Origin of the sequence: Nocardioides sp. YR527 (assembly GCF_900101045.1) — a bacterium.
Lineage (GTDB): Bacteria > Actinomycetota > Actinomycetes > Propionibacteriales > Nocardioidaceae > Nocardioides.
This window is the reverse complement of record NZ_FNFN01000003.1, coordinates 463,195-482,596: the sequence shown is the minus strand read 5'-3', so window position 1 is coordinate 482,596 and position 19,402 is coordinate 463,195. Positions and strand designations below refer to the sequence as shown.

Here is a 19,402-nt window from a genome sequence, read left to right as displayed (position 1 = left end):
CATGATGGGGCACATGGCTGACCCACGCGCTGGAACGCTCGCTACGCCCGCCGACCTGGTCGACGTACCTCACCTGGTCGCCTCCTACTACAACCTGCAGCCGGACCCGGAGGATCCAGCCCAGCAGGTCGTCTTCGGCACCTCGGGGCATCGTGGGTCCTCGCTCAGGTCGGCCTTCAACGAGACGCACATCCTGGCCACGACCCAGGCGATCGTCGACTACCGGACCTCGCAGGGCATCGATGGGCCACTGTTCATCGGGCGCGACACCCACGGCCTCTCCGAGCCCGCGTGGGCGAGCGCGCTGGAGGTGCTGGTCGCCAATGACGTACGCGTCCTGGTGGACGACCGCGACGGCTACACGCCGACGCCGGCGGTCTCGCACGCGATCCTTCGCGCCAACGCGGGCCGGCTGTCGGGCTCCGGTCTGGCCGACGGGATCGTCGTCACCCCGTCGCACAACCCGCCCTCCGACGGCGGCTTCAAGTACAACCCGCCCCACGGCGGCCCCGCGGACTCCGACGCCACCAAGGTGATCGCCGCCCGCGCCAACGAGCTGATCCGGGCCGGGCTCACCGGCGTCAAGCGGGTGCCGTTCGCCGCCGCGCGGCGGAAGGCCGAGGCGTACGACTTCCTGGGCACCTACGTCGACGACCTGCCCCACGTGGTCGACCTGGCCGCCATCCGCGATGCCGGGGTGCGGATCGCCGCCGATCCGCTGGGCGGCGCCTCGGTCGCCTACTGGGGCGAGATCGCCGAGCGGCACAAGATCGACCTCAACGTGGTCAACGAGCTGATCGACCCGACCTGGCGGTTCATGCCGTTGGACTGGGACGGCAAGATCCGGATGGACTGCTCCTCCCCCAGCGCGATGGCCGAGCTGGTGCGTTTCCTGGAGAGCACCCCGGAGTTCGACATCGCCACCGGCAACGACGCCGACTCCGACCGGCACGGGATCGTCACCCGCGATGCCGGGCTGATGAACCCCAACCACTTCCTCGCGGTCGCGATCGACCACCTCTTCGGCGGCGCGCGCCCGGGCTGGCCGGCGACCGCGCGGATCGGCAAGACCCTGGTCTCGTCCTCGATGATCGACCGGGTCGCAACCTCGCTGGACAAGCCGCTGGTCGAGGTCCCGGTCGGGTTCAAGTGGTTCGTGCCGGGGCTGATCGACGGCTCGTTCGGCTTCGGCGGCGAGGAGTCGGCCGGCGCCTCGTTCCTGCGCTTCGACGGCACCGTGTGGACCACCGACAAGGACGGCATCATCCTCGCCCTGCTCGCCTCCGAGATCCTGGCGCGCACCGGGAAGTCGCCGTCGCAGCGCTATGCCGAGCTGGTCGCCGAGCTGAATCCTGGGGGCGACGGCGAGCCGGCGTACGCCCGGATCGACGCCCCCGCCTCACGCGAGGAGAAGGCGAAGCTCGCCGGCCTCTCCCCCGAAGCCGTGACCGCGACGAGCCTGGCCGGCGAGGAGATCACCGCCAAGCTCACCGAGGCGCCCGGCAACGGCGCGGCCATCGGCGGGCTGAAGGTGACCACCGAGTCCGCCTGGTTCGCGGCCCGACCGTCGGGGACCGAGGACGTCTACAAGATCTACGCCGAGTCGTTCCGCGGGCCGGACCACCTGGCCGAGGTGCAGGAGGAGGCCAAGGCGGTCGTCTCGGCCGCCCTGGCCTGACCTCCTAGTTGGTCCAGAACGGGTGCTCAGCGTCCTCACGCACCGTCACGTTGACCCGGTTGAACAGGTTGTGGGTGGCGATGCAGAGGATCAGGGCGGCGGTCTGCTTCTCGTCGTAGTGCTTGGTGACCTCGCGCCAGAGCTCGTCGGAGACTGCCTCCTCGGAGTCGGCGAGACGGGTGACGGCGTCGGCGAGGGCGAGGGCCGCCTTCTCGGCCTCGCTGAAGAACGGCGACTCGCGGAACGCGGCGAGGCCGACGATCTTCTCGATCGGGAGGCCGACCTCCTCGACGCGGACAGCGTGACCCTGGAGACAGGCCGCGCAGCCGTTGAGGGAGCTGACGCGCATCGCGATCAGCTCGGTGGTGGTCTCGGGAAGGCCCCCGTCGGCCACTGCGGCCAGGAGGTTGCCGATGCCCTTGTAGGCCTGCGGGATGACGGTGGCGGGGTTCTTCATTCGGTTGCTCATGTCATCCCCGACCCGGCTGGGCGGAAAGGTGTGACAGATCCGGGAAAGAAGAATTCTTTCCGTGAACCTGTCACATCTGGTCTGCTTCGCGGGTCGGGTCCGTGAAGGAAGATTGCCCCGATCGAGAGGACCGATGATGCAGCAGGAGTGGCTGGCCGAGCGTTTCGAGGAGGAGCGGCGGCACCTGTTCGGGGTGGCGTACCGGATGCTCGGATCGACCTCCGAGGCCGAGGACGCCGTGCAGGACGCCTGGCTCCGGCTGAGCCGGAGCGAGGCCGACGAGATCGACAACATCGGCGCCTGGCTGACCACGGTGGTGGCCCGCGTCTCGCTCAACATGCTCCGCTCGCGCAAGACCCGCGGCGAACAGCCGCTCGAAGATCGACTGCCCGAACCCACGATCGTGCTCGACGACGGCACCACCCAGGACCCGGCCGAGCGCGCGATGCTCGCCGACTCGGTCAGCATCGCCCTCCTCGTCGTTCTCGACCAGCTCTCCCCGGACGAGCGGCTGGCCTTCGTGCTCCACGATCTCTTCGCCGTGCCCTTCGACGAGATCGCGACGATGCTCGACCGGTCCTCGGACTCGACGCGTCAGCTCGCGAGCCGCGCGCGGCGCAGGGTCCGAGGACGTACGCCAGAACGGGCGGTCACCGCGCAGCGCGAGGTCGTCGACGCGTTCTTCGCCGCCGCCCAGGACGGCGACCTGGACCGGCTGATCGGCGCCCTCCACCCCGACGTCGTCCTGCACGCCGACATCGGCTCCGGGATCACCACCTACCGCGGCGCCGCGAAGGTGGCGGGCAACGCCGTCATGTACGCGCACGCCGACCGTGTCACCCACGCCGCCCTGGTCAACGGCTCCGCCGGCGTCGCGATCACCTTCCACGGGAAGCTCTACAGCGTCATGGCCTTTACGGTCGTCGACGGCAAGATCACCGAGATCGAGGCGTACGCAGCACCAGACCAGGTCGCGAAGCTCGCCGAGAGCCTGGGGATGGAGTCAGCGCACGCCTAGGCGGCCTGGCGGCGGGGTCGGCCACGGCCGCGCTTGTGGGAGACCACCTGGCCGCGCTCGACGATCTCGCCGCCCCAGACGCCCCACGGCTCGGAGCGGGCCAGAGCACCGGAGAGACACTCACGCATCACCGGGCAGTCGAGGCAGCGGTCTTTGGCCACCTCGAGGGCGGCGGGGGACTCTGAGAACCACAACGCAGAGTCGTCTCCGTGGCACGGAAGGCCGGCGGCGTACAAAGGCGGGATGATCTCCAAGGGCACCACTCGAGAATCTGCGCCTGAGGTAGGCCCGCACATCGGGAAACTACCTTAGATCTCCCCTGAGGAGCTCCCCTGAGATTCTCCCGAAGGGGAATCGTTTCGGACTCGGGATTCGTGTTTGCACCCCTCTTCATCGCAAATCTCTCTACGATGCGAAATCGCCGCGACTCGACGCGGCGGAACCCCGAGAGGAGCAACCCGTGAAGCTCGGAAAGCAAGGAATCAGCCTTGCGCTCGTCGCGGCCGGCCTGGTGATCACACCGGTCGCCGCGGTCGCCGCGAAACCGGATCCCAGCGGCATCGACCAGCTCAAGGCAGATGCCGATCAGACCGTGACGCTCAAGAAGGAGGGCGCCACCGGCCTGATCGGCTACGCGTCCACCAAGGGCGACCTGCTGCCCGGCGTCGCCGCCGACAGCAAGTCGGAGGCGGCCGAGAAGGCGCGCGAGTATCTCGACAAGTACGCCCCGGTCTTCGGTGCCGAGGCCGGCCAGCTCGACCAGTCGAAGGTCAGCACCACCCCGGCCGGGTGGACGGTCGAGTTCGAGCAGGCCTACAACGACGTGCCGGTCTTCGGTGGCGTCCTGAAGGCCCACGTCGACAAGTCCGGCGACCTGACCTCGGTCAACGGCTTCGCCGCCCCGAACCTCGACCTCAGCACGACGCCGAAGTGGTCGAAGGAGAAGGCCTCCGCCAAGGCGCTCGAGCTGGTGAAGTCGAAGCCGGCCGATGCCCACACCGACAGCACCGTCGACACCACCGGCGTCGAGGTCGTCAAGGCCGACCTCAACATCTACCGCATGGGCGCGGCCCAGGGCGTGAGCGGCAAGAGCCTGCTCGCCTGGGTGATCGAGGTGTCCAACCAGTCCACCGTGCGCGAGACCATCGTGCTCGACGCCGCCAGCGGCAAGCCGGTCAACCGCTACTCGATGCTCCACTCGGCCACCGACCGCGAACTGGTCGAGAAGCACAACACCCCCGACACCGGCGACGACGCGACCGTCTGGAACGAGAACGACGCCTTCCCGGGCACGCTCGACCAGGACCAGGCCAACGAGGTCGCCACCACCGGCGAGTCCTACTGGCTCTACAAGAACACCTTCGGCCGCGACTCCTACGACGGCAACGGCGCGAAGATGGTCACGGTCAACAACGACCCGGCGATCTCGTGCCCGAACGCGAACTGGAACGGCGCGACCACCAACTACTGCTCCGGGGTCACCTCGGACGACGTGGTGGCGCACGAGTGGGGCCACGCCTACACCGAGTACACCTCCGGCCTGATCTACCAGTGGCAGCCGGGCGCGCTCAACGAGGCGTACTCCGACATGTGGGGCAACACGGTCGACTTCATCAACGCGCGTGAGAACACCACCGACGACGTGGCCCGTACGGACGGCCACTGCTCCTCGTCGACGCGTGGCGCGATCGAGCTGACGATCAACTCCCCCGCAGACGTCGCGGGCGCCTGCCCGGCCGCCGCGGCCAGCTTCGGCCCGGTCTTCCCGACCGCGGGCGTGACCTCCGACATCGTCGTGGGCCAGGACGACCCCGCGGACGGCAGCCCGACCAACGGCTGTGGCGCCTTCACCAACGCCGCCGACATCGCCGGCAAGTTCGTCTTCGTCGACCGCGGCGTCTGCGCCTTCACCCAGAAGGTCGCCAACGCGTCCGCCGCCGGCGCAGAGGGCATCGTGATCGGCTTCCTGGAGGGCCAGCCGATCGGTTCGATCGCCGGCAACGCCGACATCTACGGCGCGACGACCGACTACGCCACCGGCCAGAAGATCAAGAACGCCACCGCCCCGGTCAACATCACCATCAAGGACGCCTCGACCGAGTCCAAGGACGAGTCCGTACGCTGGCTGATGGGTGAGGACTCGACCGCCTTCGGCGGCGCGATCCGCGACATGTGGAACCCGAACTGCTACGGCGACCCGGCCAAGGTCTCCGACGAGGAGTACCACTGCGACGGCGCCACCGACTCCGGCGGCGTACACACCAACTCCGGTGTCATCAACCACCACTACGCCCTGCTCGTCGACGGCGGCTCCTCCAACGGCGCCACCGTGGCAGGCATCGGTCTGGACAAGGCTGCCAACCTGATCTGGCACGCCCAGACCAACTACCTGACGCCGACCTCGGGCTTCCCCGAGTACGCCCAGGCGATGGTCTCCTCGTGCGCCGACCTGACCGGAGTGACCACGCTCAAGAAGCTCACCCTGGGCACCTCGACCCCGCAGACCGGCGGCGGCGAGACCCCGGGCGGCGAGGCCGAGGCTCCGGCGCTGGAGCCGATCACTGCCACGGACTGCTTGTCGGTCGTGGCGGCCAACACTGCCACCGAGCTCACCACCGAGCCGGTCCAGTGCAACTTCGGTCCGATGCTCGACCCGAACACCCCCGCGCTGTGTGGCGAGGGCACCAACGAGGTCACCACCTACACGGAGGACTTCGAGGACGGCCTGACCGGTTGGACCCAGGACGCCGAGGCGCTGGTCGCCGGCAACGACTACCCCTGGGAGACCTTGAGCGACGTCGAGGGCAACGAGACGAAGGCGGCATGGGGCCCCGACCCCGTCGAGGGCCAGTGCGGTGACCCGGCCGGTGACATCACCAGCCGCAACGGCCTGATCTCGCCGGAGATCACCGTGCCCAAGGGTCTGACTCCTCGCTTCACGTTCGACCACTCGGTACGCACCGAGTCGACGTGGGACGGCGGCAACGTCAAGGTGTCGGTCAACGGCGGCGACTTCGCGCTCGTCGACCAGGCTGCGTACCTCTTCAACGCACCGGGCGCCACGATGGCCGACGGAAGCGGCTACCTCCAGGGCGAGGCTGCCTGGACGGGCACCGACGGCGGCAAGTTCACCGGCCAGTGGGGCACGACGATCATCGATCTCGATGCGGTCGCCGACGCCGGGGACAAGGTGAAGTTCCGCTTCGACATGGCTCGCGACGGCTGCAACGGCGTCGAGGGCTGGGCCGTCGACAACGTCTCGGTGAGCTACTGCACCGAGAAGGCGGTCCCGGAGATCTCCGCCACCTCACCCAAGCACGGCAAGGTCGAGATCACCGTCGACGGCGAGCGCGCCTCGGGCGAGGTCGTCGTCTACGAGAAGGGTCACCGGATCGGCCGGTTCCGTCTCAAGCACGAAGAGGCGACCTTCCGCGCCTGGCGAGGCACCCACACCTACAAGGTGGTCTACTCGGGTGACCGGAACAACGAGGCGATCACCGAGACGGTGACCGTCAAGGTCAGGTAAGCACCCAGCACCACTCGAGGGCCCCGCCGGAAACTACTTTCCGGCGGGGCCTTCCTTGTCCCTACACTCACGCCATGCGCGGAACGATCCTGACCATGGGCGGTGGCGGCTTCTCGATGCCGGAGGTGCACGGGCGGGACGTCTCGCCCATCGATGCCGAGCTCGACCGGCTGACCGGCAAGGAGCGGCCCAAGGTCTGCTTCATCGGCACCGCGAGCGGGGACGCGGACACCTATCACGACAAGTTCCTCGCCGCGTACGCCGACCGCTCCGAGGCGAAGGTGCTGTCACTCTTCAACAAGGCACCCGAGGGCCACGCCCTCCCGATCGACGACCTCGAGCAGCTGCTCGACCAGGACATCGTCTACGTCGGCGGCGGCTCCACCGCCAACCTGCTCGCGGTGTGGCGCCTGCACGGCCTGCCCGCTCTGCTGGAGAAGGCCGCCGCCGGCGGGACGATCCTGGCGGGCATCTCGGCCGGGGCCAACTGCTGGTACGGGGCGTCCTCGACCGACTCCTTCGGCCCCACCGCGCCGCTCCCCGACGGACTGGGCTTCCTCCCCGGCTCGTTCTGCCCGCACTACCTCGGCGAGGAGGACCGGCGCGAGACGTACGTCCGGTTCGTCGGCTCCGGGGCGCTGCCGGCCGGCTACGCGGCCGATGACGGCGTCGCCTTGCTGTGGCGCGACGGCGAGCTGGTCGAGGCGATCAGCGAGCGGCCCGACGGAGTCGCCTACGCCGTCGGGCCGGACGGGGAGACGGCGCTGAAGGTTCGTACGCTCGCGTGAGGTGTTGGTTTCGACACGCCTCCGCCTAGCGGCTCCGGCGGCTCAACCAGCGTTTATGGCAGGTAGAGCAGGGCGTACGTCGCGAGGTGGCAGAACCCGAAGAGCGCGGGCGCCCAGACCTCGACGTTGCTCATCGGCAGGTAGCGCGAGCTGTCGCGACCGAGGCCGACGGCCGACCACTCCGCGACACCGGGGGCCGCGGGGAGCTGCTTCTCGAGGTGGGAGATGACGGAGTACTTCCCACTCGCCATCTGCCGGTAGGAGCGGATGATCCAGAACCAGCCGAGGCACGAGCCGAGGGCGGCGATCAGGGCGACCGTGAAGATCCAGGGCCGTTCGGGCGCGCTGGCCACGAGCGCCGTGCCCGCGACCAGGAGCCCGACGTTGAGGACCAGCAGGAACGCGCTGGTGAGCGTACGCCGCACGCTGAGCCGCTCGGCCTCGGCGACGTAGAGCTTGTACTGGTCGAAGAGGACCGCGCGGTCACCACTGGAGAGCACGTCGGGCGGCAGCACCCACAGACCCTCGGCGAGCGCCGACGGGTTCGGCTTGTTGGCGGTCACATAGCTGCGCACCGCGGTCGGCGACGCAGCTCCGGGAATCAACTCGTTCTCCATAGTGCCTAGTTGTCTACCGGTCCCGGCGGGTGATGTCCATACGACATCCGTCACCGTGGTCCAGGTGTGACCGAGGTGTGAACTAGCGGAGGTCGCGCAGCGCGGCGGCCGCCTCGTCGACGCACTCGGGGAGACCGAGGTCGGTGGCACCGGACACCCACCGGGAGAAGGCTGCCTGGAAGACCGCAACGGCAGTGTGGGCGGCCAGCGCCGCAGTCGGCTCGCCGACGCCCCGCTCGGCGAGCGCGACCTGCGCGGCGGTCGTCATCGCGGCCATCTTGAGCAGCTCACGCTCCTGGAGCGCAGGAGTCGCCTCGACGATCCGGGCGCGCTGGGCCGCCTGCTCGCGGCTGCGTGCCTCGGCGAGCCCGACCGCCGCGTCACGTACGCCGTCGAGGACCATCTGGAACGGGCCCTCCTGCTCGTCGGCGGCGGCGATCGCCTTGACCACCGCCTCGTCGAGCGGGTTCGGGTTGGCGAAGAGCACCTCACGCTTGTCGGCGAAGTGGCGGAAGAAGGTGCGCTCGGTGACGCCTGCGCGGGCGGCGATGTCGCCTGCGGTGGTCTTGTCGTAGCCCTTCTCGGCGAACAGGTCGAGGGCAGCGGCCAGCATCCGACCACGTGCGTCCGGTTCCCATCTCGCCATGGGCTCATCCTAGCGTGATGTCAGTTCATGACATCACATGCTACGGTTGATGTCAGTAACTGACATAGGAGGAAGCATGACCAGCATCTTCATCACCGGCGCCTCGGGCTGGATCGGCTCGGCGGTCACCGACGAGCTGCTCGCGAACGGATACGCCGTCACCGGCCTGGCCCGCTCCGACGCCAGCGCCGCCGCCCTCGAGGCGAAAGGCGCCGAGGTCCACCGCGGCTCGCTCGACGACCCCGAGACCCTGGCCGCCGCGGCCAAGGCCGCCGACGGCGTGATCCACCTGGCCTTCAAGCACGACTTCACCGACTACGCCGGCGCCGGCCACACCGAGCGCGCGACGGTCGAGGCGATGCTCGACGCGATCGAGGGCACCCAGAAGCCCTTCCTGCTCGCCTCCGGCCTGGTTGGAGACGTCACCGGGCGGGCCTTCACCGAGGACGACGCCAACCCCAACCACGGCCCCGACTCGATGCGAGGCGGCAGCGAGAACCTCGCGCTCGGCTACGCCGAGAAAGGCGTACGCCCCGTGGCACTGCGCTTCGCGGCCTCGGTCCACGGCGAGGGCGGCGACCACGGCTTCGTCGCGGTGCTGTCCTCGATCGCCCGGCAGCACGGCGTCTCGGGCTACATCGGCGAGGGTCTGAACCGGTGGCCCGCGGTGCACCGCGCCGACGCCGCCCGGATGGTCCGGCTCGCGCTGGAGAAGGCCCCGGCAGGCTTCCGCGCGCACGCCGCGGCCGAGGAGGGCATCCCCACCCGGGACATCGCCGAGGCGATCGGCCGACGCCTCGGACTCCCGACCGCCTCGATCGACCCAGCAGAGGCGGAGGCCCACTTCGGCTGGCTCAGCACCTTCTTCGGGCTCGACGCCTGGGCGAGCTCCGCGAAGACCCGCGAGACCCTCGACTGGACCCCGACGGGCCCGACCCTGATGGACGATATCGCCTCAGGCGCCTACGACGCCTGACGAAAACGACGGGACGTTCTGGTCGGTACCCGCAGGCAACCGACCAGAACGTCCCCCTTCGACAAGCTCAGGACATCGCGTCGTATCGGCTCAGATGGCCTTGCCGACAGAGGCGGCGCCGGCCGCCTCGAACTCCTTCAGCAGGCGGCGACGGGTGCGGGTGTCGCCGCGGACCGCCTTGACCAGCTTGACGACCTGCTTGGGGGCGTTGCGCACGTTGGTGGACTCGAGGAAGCCGTTGGGCAGCGAGAGACGCACGACCTTGTGCCACGCGGAAGCGACCTGCTGCGGCATCGGCGCGGTGTGATAGTTGAGGTCGTACTTGTCGAAGAGCGCGCGGACCTTCGGGGCGATCTCGGCGTAGCGGTTCGAGGGCAGGTCCGGGAAGATGTGGTGCTCGATCTGGTGGGACAGGTTGCCGGACATGACGTGCAGGAACTTCGAGCCGGAGATGTTGGCCGAGCCGAGCATCTGCCGGACGTACCACTCACCGCGGGTCTCGTTCTCCGGGATGTCCTTGAGCTCGAAGGTCTCGACGCCCTCGGGGAAGTGACCGCACATGATCACCGAGTGGGTCCAGACGTTGCGGGTGAAGTTGGCGATCACGTTGGCCAGCAGCGTCGTCGGGCCCGACAGGGTGACCATCGAGACGAGCGGGTGGGCGACGTAGTCCTTGAACGCCTGGCGGCGGATCTTGGCGACCGTACGCTTAGCCGCCATCTGCCACTCGGCCGTCGGCCGTCGGCCCTTCTTCTTCTGCCGGATCACCCGGCCGAGCTCGAGATCGTAGGCCGCGATCCCGTACTCGAAGATGCACATGTTGATGAAGTTCATCGCGGGCTGGAACAGGCTCGACGGGGTCCAGCGCTGCTCCTCGTCGACGCGCATGATGCCCCAGCCGAGGTCGTTGTCCTTGCCGACGATGTTCGTGTAGGTGTGGTGCAGCTCGTTGTGGGAGTGCTTCCACCCCTCGCTCGTCGAGGCGTTGTCCCACTCCCACACGGTGGAGTGGATCTTCGGGTCACGCATCCAGTCCCACTGGCCGTGCATGATGTTGTGGCCGATCTCCATGTTGTCCAGGATCTTGGCGATCGAGAGACCGACGGTGCCGACGACGAACGCCGGCGGGAAGATGCTCGCGAGCAGGACGGCACGGGAGCCGAGCTCCAGCGAGCGCTGGACCTTGATGACCTTGTGGATGTAGGCCGCGTCCCGCTCACCGCGGGTGTCGATGACCTCTTGGCGGATGGCGTCGAGCTCGCGACCGAGCTGCTCGATGTCGTCGCGGGTCAGGTGGGCGATCGGGCCGGTGTAGGCCGGGGCATCAGGTGCGATGGTCATGGCGGTCTCGCTCTCGTCTTGTGGGGGATGCCTCAAGAGGCAGGGTGGTCGATGACGCACTCGCCGGCGGCGGCAGAGATGCAGGTCTGGATGGGTACCCCGTCGGGGCCGGTCTCACCCGGGCGGGCGACGGTGAGCTCGCCGTTGCGGAGGTCGCGGACGGCGCCCTCCTTCATCGGGAGCACACAGCCGAAGCAGATGCCCATACGGCAGCCGCTCGGCATGAGGACGCCGGCCTCTTCGGCGGCGTCGAGGATCGGCTTGTCACCAGGTGCGTCGACGGTCTTGCCGGTGAAGGCGACGGTGCCGCCCTCGCTGGTCACCACGGTGGCCAGTCGGAACTGCTCGGTCTGGAGCGGCAGGCCCGCCTCGTCGTACCAGGCCTGGAGGTTGTCGAGGAGACCGGCGGGACCACAGGCGTACGCCTTGCGCTCCCTCAGGTCGGGGACGAGCTCGGTGAGGGTGTCGATGTCGATGCGGCCCTCGGTGCCGGTGTAGCGGGTGACGAGGCGGATCGCGCCGGCCTCGGCGAGGGACTCGAGGTTGCGGATGAAGATCGAGTCGGGGCGGCTGGGGGCGACGTGCACGACCGTGACGTCGAGCCGCTGGTGCTCGACGACGCCCTCGTCGGTGACCGGGAAGAGGTTGCGCAGCATCCCGATGACCGGGGTCACGCCGGAGCCGGCGGTGACCATCAGGAACTTGTGGCCGCGCAGGTCGCTGGGCAGGACGAAGTCGCCGGCGGCCTGTTCGAGGTGGACGATCTTGCCGGGGCGCAGGCGGCGCACCAGGTGGCTGGAGACCTTGCCGTCGGGCACGGCCTTGACGGTGATCGAGATGAGGCCGTCCTTGCGGGGGCCGTGGGTCAGGGAGTAGGCCCGCCAGTGGCGTACGCCGTTGACGTCGACGCCCACGCGGACGTACTGACCGGGGGTGTGGCCGTTCCAGTCGGCGCCCGGCTTGATCTCGATGGTGGCCGCGTCGGCGGTCTCCGGAGTGACCTTGACGACGCGTCCTCGCAGGTCAGCGCCGGGTCGGAGCGGGTTGAACATGTCCAGGTAGTCGGCCGGGGCCAGAGGCGTGGCGATCTTCTCGGCGACTCCCCAGACCTTGCGGGAGAGCCTCTCCCGCAGCGCGGGTCGCCTGACCTCGCCCGGGGCGAACAGGGCGGGGGATGTAGAGATCTCAGCCATGTATCCATGGTGCTACTTAATCGAGGTAAACTCCTGTGTTAGCGACGTGAATCTGATAGGCGGATTTATACGTGACGAACAAAAGTTCCCGAGATGTGGCCGCTCTTTCGTCCTATGACGTGCATCTGACGCCTGAGGTCGTCGCCTCGATCCGCGCCGTGCTCCCCCAGGTCGGCGAGGACGTGGTCGCCGCGATCATCGCCGAGGTGCCTCCCTACCAAGACGCGCTCTCGGGACACATGGGCGAGACCATCCGCACCGCGGTGGGGGTGGCGCTGGGTGGCTTCCTCTCGCTCGCGTCGGGCGCGAGCCTTCCTGCCGACGTCTCGGCCGCGACCCCGCCGGCCCTCCAGGGCGCCTACGACCTGGGTCGCGGCGAAGCCAGGAGCGGGCGCACCATGGAGGCCCTGCTGGCCGCCTACCGCATCGGCGCCCGCGTGGCCTGGCGAGAGCTCGCGGGCAAGGCCGTCGAGGGCGGCATGGCGCCGGCGATGCTGGTGGAGTTCTCCGCGCTGGTCTTCGCCTGGATCGACGAGATCTCGGAGGCCTCGGCGGCCGGGCACGCCGACGAGCGTGCCACGACCGGCCGCGTACGCCGGCAGCTGCGCGAGCGGCTCGCCCGCAAGCTGCTGGCCGAGACGACCCCGGAGGAGCTCGACGACGCGGCCGTACGGGCCGAGTGGACCCCGCCCAGCACGCTGACCGCCGTGCTCGTCCCCAACTCCCAGGTCGGCACCATCCTCGCCAAGGTCAACCAGGGCACCCTCGAGCACGACGACCTGCGCGACCTCGACGACCACACCCTGCTGCTCGTCCCGGACGCACACGGTCGCCGGCGCCGAGCCCTGATGAAGGCGCTGGAGGGTCGCCGATCGGTCGCCGGGCCGGCCAAGCCCTGGCGTGAGGCCCGGGTCTCCTACGAGCGCGCCCGCCGCGCCCAGAGCGCGGGCCTCGGCTCCGACACCGAGCAGCACCTCGTCGAGCTGGTCCTCTCCGCCGACACCGACGCCCGCGAGGACCTGCGCGCCCAGGTCCTCGCCCCGTTGGCCGACCTGCGCCCCGCCACCGCCGAGAAGCTCACCGAGACCCTCCGCTCCTGGCTCCTCCACCAGGGCCGGCGCGACGAGGTCGCCGCCGACCTCTTCATCCACCCCCAGACCGTCCGCTACCGGATGGGTCAGCTGCGCGATGTGTACGGGGACCGGTTGGACGACCCCGCGATGCTCCTCGCCCTCACGGTCGCCCTGGGCTAGACCCCTGTGCTCATGGGCCTCGGGGACTAGTCGAGATCCAGGTAGAGACAGAAGGGGTGACCCTCGGGGTCGAGCATGACGCGTACGTCGTCCTGGGGCTGAAAGCCTGCGAGCTGCGCACCCAGGTCGGCGGCGTCGTCGACCGCCGCGGCCAGGTCGGTGACTCCGATGTCCAGGTGGACCATCTGCTGCTGGGCGTCGGGCTCGCTCGGCCAGACCGGCGGCCGGTAGTGGCGGTCGAGCTCGAAGGCGAGGTTGCTGTGCGTCCCGTTGCCCGACGGATCACGGATGAGGACAGTGGCGTACGTCGGTTCGGAGCTGGTGACCTCCCAGCCGAACAGGTCCGAGTAGAAGGTGGCGAGTGCGGGTGGGTCGGTACAGGCCAGGTTGATGCCGATCCATCCGGTGGCGCCGCTGATCCCGGCCATCTCAGGCAGCGTCCCGCGGGTCCTCGCCGACGAGGCCGTCGATGGACTCGCGGATCAGGTCGGCGTGGCCGGTGTGGCGGGCGTACTCCTCGATCATGTCGGCGATGTAGCGGCGGGCGTTGGCCTCGAGCTGCCACTCGGGGTTGGTCGCCAGCGTGTCCATCCCGTTCCTGCCGAGGGCCTCGGTGATCGACCGGCGGGACCTGGCGACCGCACCCTCCCACAGCTCCATCAGCCCATCGACGGTGTCCTCGTTCTCGGTCTTCCAGTCCCAGCCCTCCTCGTCCGGTCCGTAGGCCGCCCAGACATCCGGGTAGCCGTCGTCTGCGAGGACCGCGGTGAAGTAGTGGTCCTCGCAGAACGCGAGGTGCTTGAGGAGCCAGCCGAGCGTGATCCTGGAGGGCTCCAGGCGCTGGCGCAGCTGCTCGTCGGTGAGGCCGCCGCACTTCCAGGCGAACGTACGCCGGATGCGGTCGAGGGTGCTGAGCATCGTGCCGGTCTCGTCCATGACCGGAGTCATCTCGATCGTCATGCCGCTCACGCTAGGCCGGGTTCCGGACGTACGCCTTCCGCTATCTCCGACCCTTGACCTCAACTCGACTTGAGCACCGATGCTGGGGACATGAGGTTCACCGACACCCAGCTCCGCTACCTCCGCAGCCAACTCCTCGGCAGGCTCGCGACCCTGGCCCCCGACGGCGGCCTGCAGAACAACCCCGTCGGGTTCAAGATCGACGAGGAGCACCGGATCCTGATCGGCGGCCACCAGATGGGTAGGTCCCGGAAGTTCCGGAACGCCCAGAAGCACCCTCAGGTGGCCTTCGTGGTCGACGATCTCGCCTCCACCAACCCGTGGAAGCCGCGGATGGTCGAGATCCGCGGCACGGCCGAGGCGCTCACGGACGTGGACCCGCCGATGCGGGGGATGTCACGCGAGATCCTTCGCATCACCGCGGAGTCGATCAGGGACTACGGCCTCGGAGACTGACTCAGGGCTTCCGGAACAGCCGAGCCGGCACCAGCGAGAGCGGGTTGATCGCTGCCCGGATCCGCTGCCACCTGGTGCGTGAGTCGGAGATCGACGAGCGAAGCGTCCCGACCTGCTCCCAGAACGCCTCGACCTCGTCGTCCTGCGGCCCGGACTCGCCGAACATGGTGGTGTCGGTGAGCAGCGCCAGCCCCGGCGCACCGTCCATGCCCGGAGACGCGGACAGCGTGGATGCCTGCTCGCGGCGGGTGGCCCCGGCGGGCACCCCGACCCCGAAGTCGCGGGCGTGGTCGAGCGTCTCGCGCCAGCCGCCGGAGAGCCGGGCGACTGGGGTCCCTCGGGTCCGCCGGCGATGTCGCCGCCAGATCTTGGCGCCGATGATCGCCCCGCACACGGCGGCGATGAGCAGCAGCGGGATGCCGACGTACGTGAAGACGGCGACCAGCCAGCCGGGCAGCGTGAACCCGTCGGGCCGTGAGTTGGCCTTCTGGTTGACCGACTCGTCCAGCGGGTCGCCGGAGGTCGCGGGCGGGCGTACGGGCGCCGGCGGCGGGACGACCTTGCCGGTGACGAGCTCCTCGGGCTGGGGAGCGTTCTGCTCGGGCGGCTTCTCGGTGTTCATGAACTCGGACCAGTCCAGGGTGGCCCAGGACCCGTCCGACATCCTCAGCTCGACCCAGGCGTGCATGTCCTTGCCCTGGACGACACCGTCGGAGCCGACGACCGCACCCAGGACGACGCGGGCCGGCACGCCGACCTGGTTGGCCAGGATCGCCATCAGCGCGGCGTACTGCTCGTCGTTGCCGGCGAGCTGGCCGCCCTTGGCGGTGAAGTCGGCGAGGCGACGCAGCGTGTGACCGGCCGGGTACTGCTGATTCGGCGGCTCCCCGTCGGTGTAGGTGCCCTCCTCCTTCAGCTTCGAGGCCACCGCCAGCGCGTTGGTGATCGGTGAGTCACCACCACCGGCGTACTCGGCGGCGAGCGCCTGGAACTGGGCAGCCTCGTCGCCGATCGGCGACCCACCCGACCAGGTCTCGCTCTTCTTCCCGACCTTCTCGTCGGCGACCGAGGCGGTGAAGGAGTAGGAGTCTCCGGGCTTCAGCGCCGACGGAAGGACTCCGGTGGAGGTCGCCAGGTTGTAGCGGAACGAGTCGGAGTCGGGGCCGTCGAACGAGATGTGCGTGAGCGCGGTCGGCAGCGGCACCCAGACGCCGCCGAAGTCCTCCCCGATCGTGATCGTCCCGCGCACCTGCTTGCCGTCGGCGAGCGGGTTGCGCAGCGTCGAGCTGATCTTCTGGAAGGTGTCCTCGGGACCCTCGGTCTCGCCGGAGTCGTTGGCCGCGCGCCAGACGGTGCCGTCGTAGGAGTCCATCGCCGCGACCCGGACCCGGGTGCCCTCGGGCAGGCCCGAGACGGTGAACAGGTCCTTCTCGTAGAGCCGGCGGTCGTCCTCCGGCGTCTGGTAGCCCTTGGTGTAGACCCGGAAGCCCGCCAGGGGCGATGGGTACTGGCCGACGTTGAAGGGCGGCTCGATCTCTCCGCGCAGCACGGTGCGCTCGGGCGCGAGACCCGGGAGCAGCGGGCCGGCGAGGAACGCCAGCCCGGCCGCACCCAGGCACAGGAAGGCACCGATGGCGGTCCGCGAGAGCCGGCGGCCACCGGCCGCGAGGGCGCGCGCCCGCATCCCACGGATGCAGAGCCAGGTGATCGCGAGCGCCCCGAAGAGCGCGCCGAGCAAGGCGGTCTTGGACGGGTCCGTCACGCCGAGCAGGATCACGCCGGCCAGCAGCGCGAACGCGACCAGCACCGGCGGCAGAGCCGCCTTCACGCGCAGCGCCAGGGCGAAGCCGACACAGCCGGCGACGAGGCCGAGGATGTAGGGGATCGTCAGCAGCGCCCCGCCGTCGACCGGCGGGAGCGTGGTCAGCAGCCGCTTCCAGCCGTGCACGGAGTTGTCGGCGAGCGTGCCGAGCGTGTCGGGGACCGGGAGGAAGGAGAGGTTGCCGAGCCCGTGCAGCGCTACCGCGCCACCGAGCACGAAGAAGGCGGCCAGCATCGCGACGGCCAGCACGACCACCGGCTGTCCGCGGCCGACGAAGGCGATGAGAATCCCGAGCAGCAGCCCGGCGACGCCGGCGACCAGGTAGGTCCAGCCGGCGTAGGTGTCGTCGAAGCCGAGGAAGGCGATGGTGCCGAGGAGGAACAGCAGGAGCCCGTCGACGGCGTGGTGTCGACTCATCATCCGGACAACCCCTTCGACAGCACGATCGGCAGCTGGTCCAGGTCGGTCAGGGTGATCATCGGCAGGTCGGCGACGGCCTTGAAGCCGGCGCGCTGCGAGGAGTCGACCCGTACGGCGACGGTGGTGGCATCGACCGAGAACTGCCCGGCCGCGCGCTGCAGCGCGACGAACTCGGGGTAGCGGCCGGTCACCAGCATCACCAGCGACGCGTCCGGCGCCTGCCGGGCGGCCTCGGCGGTGATCTCGATCAGGTTGGACGGCTGCGGGGTCGCCCGGGAGCAGGCGTCCAGGGCCGAGCGCCCTCCCCCGTTCGCCGCGGTGGCCCGCACCATCAGCACGTCGCCGGTCGCGAACGAGACGTCGAACTCGTCCAGGATCCCGCGACGCAGCAGCGAGCCCGCGATCGACATCGCGGTCTCGTACTCGTCCTCGGAGTCGTAGGACATCGGCGAGGAGTCGACGATGACGACGATGTGGGAGCGACGGGTGTCGAGGAACTGGCGCACCAGCAGCTGGCCGTGGCGCGCCGAGGAGCGCCAGTGGATGTGACGCAGGTCGTCGCCGGGGACGTACTCGCGCAGGGCGTGGAAGGCGAGGTCGCTCATCGAGGTGTTCTGCGCCGTGGTCCCCTCGAGGTCACGGACCAGACCGACCCCGAAGGGCTCGAGGTGGGTGGTGCGGGGGTGGACGAACACCTCGGTGCGGTCGGTCCACTCCTGCACCCGCCGGAAGAGGCCGAGCGGGTCGCCGCGCACGGTCCGGACGGGCCCGACGTCGATCACGCCGCGGCGCTGGGTGGGCACCACGAAGAGCTCGGTGTGCTCGGCACCGGGCAGCAGCATCGGCAGGTCGTACGTCACCCCACCCGCTCCGATGGGGAACTCCAGGCTCGTCGAGACGAGCGGTCCGCGCGCCTCGTTGCGGGCCCGCAGCTCGCCGGTCAGCGCCTGGCCGACCGCGACCCGCGGCGGCTCGACCACGGTCGCCACCGCGAGCCGGGTGCGCCCGATCATGAAGAAGGCCGCGCCGATCACCAGGAACAGCGCCGCCATCGCCACCACGGCCGCCTCGATCCAGCCGAGCGCGGTCGCGGCGACCCAGGCGAGCGCGCCGAGGAGCAGCACGCCCCAGCCGATCGAGGTCACCGTGCCGAACCACGGACGGACCCGGTCGGCGACGAACGAGTAGACCGAACCCGCCCCGGACGCTACCGGGGCGAGCCGTTTCCGCAGGTCAGCAACGAGGTTGCGGGCCTTGCTCATCTCAGGCGACACGCTCGGTGGGAGCCGGGACCGAGGTGAGCAGGTCGCCGATGACATCCTCGACGGTGACGCCGTTGAACATCGCCTCCGGGTCGAGGATCAGGCGGTGGCAGAGCACCGGCTCGGCGAGCGACTTGACGTCGTCGGGCAGCACCTGGGAGCGGCCCTCGGCGAGCGCCCAGACCTTGGCGGTGCGCACCAGGGCGAGGCAGCCACGCATGGAGGCCCCGAGGCGGATGTGCTTGTGGCGACGCGACTCGTCGATCAGCGCGGAGACGTACGCGACGATCGCGGGATCGATGTAGACCTGGTCGGCCATCTCGGCCATCTGGGTGACCGTCGGGGCGGTGATGATCGGGGTGACCAGCGTGGCCCGGTCACGGACCGAGGAGTTCATCAGCAGCTCGACGGTGGCGTTCTGGTCGGGATAGCCGACCGACGTCTTCATCAGGAAGCGGTCCAGCTGCGCCTCGGGCAGCCGGTACGTCCCGGCCTGCTCGATCGGGTTCTGGGTCGCGATCACCATGAACGGCCGGCCGACCTCGCGGGTGGCGCCGTCGACGGTGACCCGGCCCTCCTCCATGACCTCCAGCAGCGCAGACTGCGTCTTCGGGGACGCACGGTTGATCTCGTCGGCGAGCACGATCGAGTGGAAGATCGGGCCCGGGTGGAACTCGAAGGCGCCCTTGCCCTGGTCGTAGACGGTCACACCCGTCACGTCGCTCGGGAGGAGGTCGGGCGTGAACTGGATGCGGGCGTGCGACCCCTGGACCGTGTTGGCCAGCGCGCGGGCGAGCTGGGTCTTGCCCGTTCCCGGGTAGTCCTCGAGGAGCAGGTGGCCCTCGGAGAGCAGCGCGGTGAGCACCAGGCGGATCACGTTGCGCTTGCCCAGCACCGCCTTCTCGACGTTGTCGGCGAGCTTCTCGAAGGTCTCGTGGAACCAGCGCGCTTGCTCCTGCGTGACGGTCATATCTTCT

General features: G+C 69.6%; 18 protein-coding genes. 7 read left to right on the top strand and 11 right to left on the bottom strand.

Features of this window, described 5'->3' with window-relative positions:
- Positions 1 to 13 precede the first annotated feature (13 nt).
- Complete coding sequence (pgm, locus tag BLT25_RS10860) at positions 14 to 1,678, top strand: phosphoglucomutase (alpha-D-glucose-1,6-bisphosphate-dependent) (protein ID WP_091045425.1); 1,665 nt, start codon at positions 14 to 16, stop codon at positions 1,676 to 1,678.
- A gap of 4 nt (positions 1,679 to 1,682) precedes the next feature.
- Here pgm and BLT25_RS10855 read toward each other — a convergent pair whose 3' ends face one another.
- Positions 1,683 to 2,147, bottom strand: a complete 465-nt coding sequence (locus tag BLT25_RS10855) for a carboxymuconolactone decarboxylase family protein (protein ID WP_256328542.1) — start codon at positions 2,145 to 2,147, stop codon at positions 1,683 to 1,685.
- Between the two features lie 136 nt (positions 2,148 to 2,283).
- Between BLT25_RS10855 and BLT25_RS10850 the strand changes: the two genes are divergently transcribed.
- Positions 2,284 to 3,165: a sigma-70 family RNA polymerase sigma factor gene (locus tag BLT25_RS10850; protein WP_218131302.1), complete on the top strand. Its 882-nt coding sequence runs from the start codon at positions 2,284 to 2,286 to the stop codon at positions 3,163 to 3,165.
- Here BLT25_RS10850 and BLT25_RS10845 read toward each other — a convergent pair.
- Complete coding sequence (locus BLT25_RS10845; RefSeq protein ID WP_305367620.1) at positions 3,162 to 3,425, bottom strand: WhiB family transcriptional regulator; 264 nt, start codon at positions 3,423 to 3,425, stop codon at positions 3,162 to 3,164. The genes BLT25_RS10850 and BLT25_RS10845 overlap by 4 nt on opposite strands.
- Before the next feature lie 200 nt (positions 3,426 to 3,625).
- On the opposite strand from BLT25_RS10845, the gene BLT25_RS30595 reads away from it, so the two are divergent.
- On the top strand, positions 3,626 to 6,691 hold the full coding sequence (locus BLT25_RS30595; protein ID WP_091045417.1) for a M4 family metallopeptidase: 3,066 nt from the start codon (positions 3,626 to 3,628) through the stop codon (positions 6,689 to 6,691).
- A gap of 74 nt (positions 6,692 to 6,765) precedes the next feature.
- On the top strand, positions 6,766 to 7,479 hold the full coding sequence (locus tag BLT25_RS10835; protein WP_091045415.1) for a Type 1 glutamine amidotransferase-like domain-containing protein: 714 nt from the start codon (positions 6,766 to 6,768) through the stop codon (positions 7,477 to 7,479).
- A 53-nt stretch (positions 7,480 to 7,532) separates the two neighbouring features.
- Here the strand turns inward: BLT25_RS10835 and BLT25_RS10830 are convergent, their stop codons facing one another.
- Positions 7,533 to 8,084, bottom strand: coding sequence for a RipA family octameric membrane protein (locus tag BLT25_RS10830; RefSeq protein ID WP_143033714.1), 552 nt, complete (start codon positions 8,082 to 8,084; stop codon positions 7,533 to 7,535).
- Between the two features lie 94 nt (positions 8,085 to 8,178).
- Positions 8,179 to 8,742, bottom strand: coding sequence for a TetR/AcrR family transcriptional regulator (locus tag BLT25_RS10825; protein WP_091045410.1), 564 nt, complete (start codon positions 8,740 to 8,742; stop codon positions 8,179 to 8,181).
- A gap of 76 nt (positions 8,743 to 8,818) precedes the next feature.
- On the opposite strand from BLT25_RS10825, the gene BLT25_RS10820 reads away from it, so the two are divergent.
- Complete coding sequence (locus tag BLT25_RS10820; protein WP_091045408.1) at positions 8,819 to 9,718, top strand: SDR family oxidoreductase; 900 nt, start codon at positions 8,819 to 8,821, stop codon at positions 9,716 to 9,718.
- A 90-nt stretch (positions 9,719 to 9,808) separates the two neighbouring features.
- Here BLT25_RS10820 and BLT25_RS10815 read toward each other — a convergent pair whose 3' ends face one another.
- Positions 9,809 to 11,059, bottom strand: a complete 1,251-nt coding sequence (locus BLT25_RS10815) for a fatty acid desaturase family protein (protein WP_091045406.1) — start codon at positions 11,057 to 11,059, stop codon at positions 9,809 to 9,811.
- Between the two features lie 32 nt (positions 11,060 to 11,091).
- Positions 11,092 to 12,252, bottom strand: coding sequence for a ferredoxin reductase (locus BLT25_RS10810; RefSeq protein WP_176883786.1), 1,161 nt, complete (start codon positions 12,250 to 12,252; stop codon positions 11,092 to 11,094).
- A 119-nt stretch (positions 12,253 to 12,371) separates the two neighbouring features.
- Here BLT25_RS10810 and BLT25_RS10805 point away from each other — a divergent pair, with 119 nt between their 5' ends.
- Entirely contained in the window at positions 12,372 to 13,505 is a 1,134-nt protein-coding gene (locus BLT25_RS10805; protein ID WP_256328541.1) for a PucR family transcriptional regulator, read from the top strand.
- 26 nt (positions 13,506 to 13,531) lie between these two features.
- Here BLT25_RS10805 and BLT25_RS10800 read toward each other — a convergent pair whose 3' ends face one another.
- Both BLT25_RS10800 and BLT25_RS10795 read right to left on the bottom strand, forming a co-directional pair.
- Positions 13,532 to 13,933 (bottom strand): VOC family protein, encoded by a 402-nt coding sequence (locus BLT25_RS10800; protein ID WP_091045403.1) that lies wholly within the window; start codon positions 13,931 to 13,933, stop codon positions 13,532 to 13,534.
- A 1-nt stretch (position 13,934) separates the two neighbouring features.
- Positions 13,935 to 14,465 carry a DinB family protein gene (locus BLT25_RS10795; RefSeq protein WP_091045402.1) on the bottom strand — a complete coding sequence of 177 codons (531 nt, stop codon included), beginning with the start codon at positions 14,463 to 14,465 and terminating at the stop codon, positions 13,935 to 13,937.
- Between the two features lie 90 nt (positions 14,466 to 14,555).
- On the opposite strand from BLT25_RS10795, the gene BLT25_RS10790 reads away from it, so the two are divergent.
- The gene (locus BLT25_RS10790) at positions 14,556 to 14,921 is read left to right on the top strand and encodes a PPOX class F420-dependent oxidoreductase (RefSeq protein ID WP_091045400.1); all 366 of its coding nucleotides are present in this window, start codon (positions 14,556 to 14,558) and stop codon (positions 14,919 to 14,921) included.
- A gap of 1 nt (position 14,922) precedes the next feature.
- Here BLT25_RS10790 and BLT25_RS10785 read toward each other — a convergent pair whose 3' ends face one another.
- Genes BLT25_RS10785 through BLT25_RS10775 form a run of 3 tightly spaced genes read right to left on the bottom strand, consistent with a single transcriptional unit; the run spans position 14,923 to position 19,395 of the window.
- Positions 14,923 to 17,160, bottom strand: a complete 2,238-nt coding sequence (locus BLT25_RS10785; RefSeq protein ID WP_143033713.1) for a transglutaminase TgpA family protein — start codon at positions 17,158 to 17,160, stop codon at positions 14,923 to 14,925.
- The gene (locus BLT25_RS10780) at positions 17,160 to 18,425 is read right to left on the bottom strand and encodes a DUF58 domain-containing protein (protein WP_176883783.1); all 1,266 of its coding nucleotides are present in this window, start codon (positions 18,423 to 18,425) and stop codon (positions 17,160 to 17,162) included. The genes BLT25_RS10785 and BLT25_RS10780 overlap by 1 nt, the downstream gene beginning before the upstream one ends.
- Position 18,426: 1 nt before the next feature.
- Positions 18,427 to 19,395: an AAA family ATPase gene (locus tag BLT25_RS10775; protein WP_091045395.1), complete on the bottom strand. Its 969-nt coding sequence runs from the start codon at positions 19,393 to 19,395 to the stop codon at positions 18,427 to 18,429.
- Between the last annotated feature and the right edge of the window lie 7 nt (positions 19,396 to 19,402).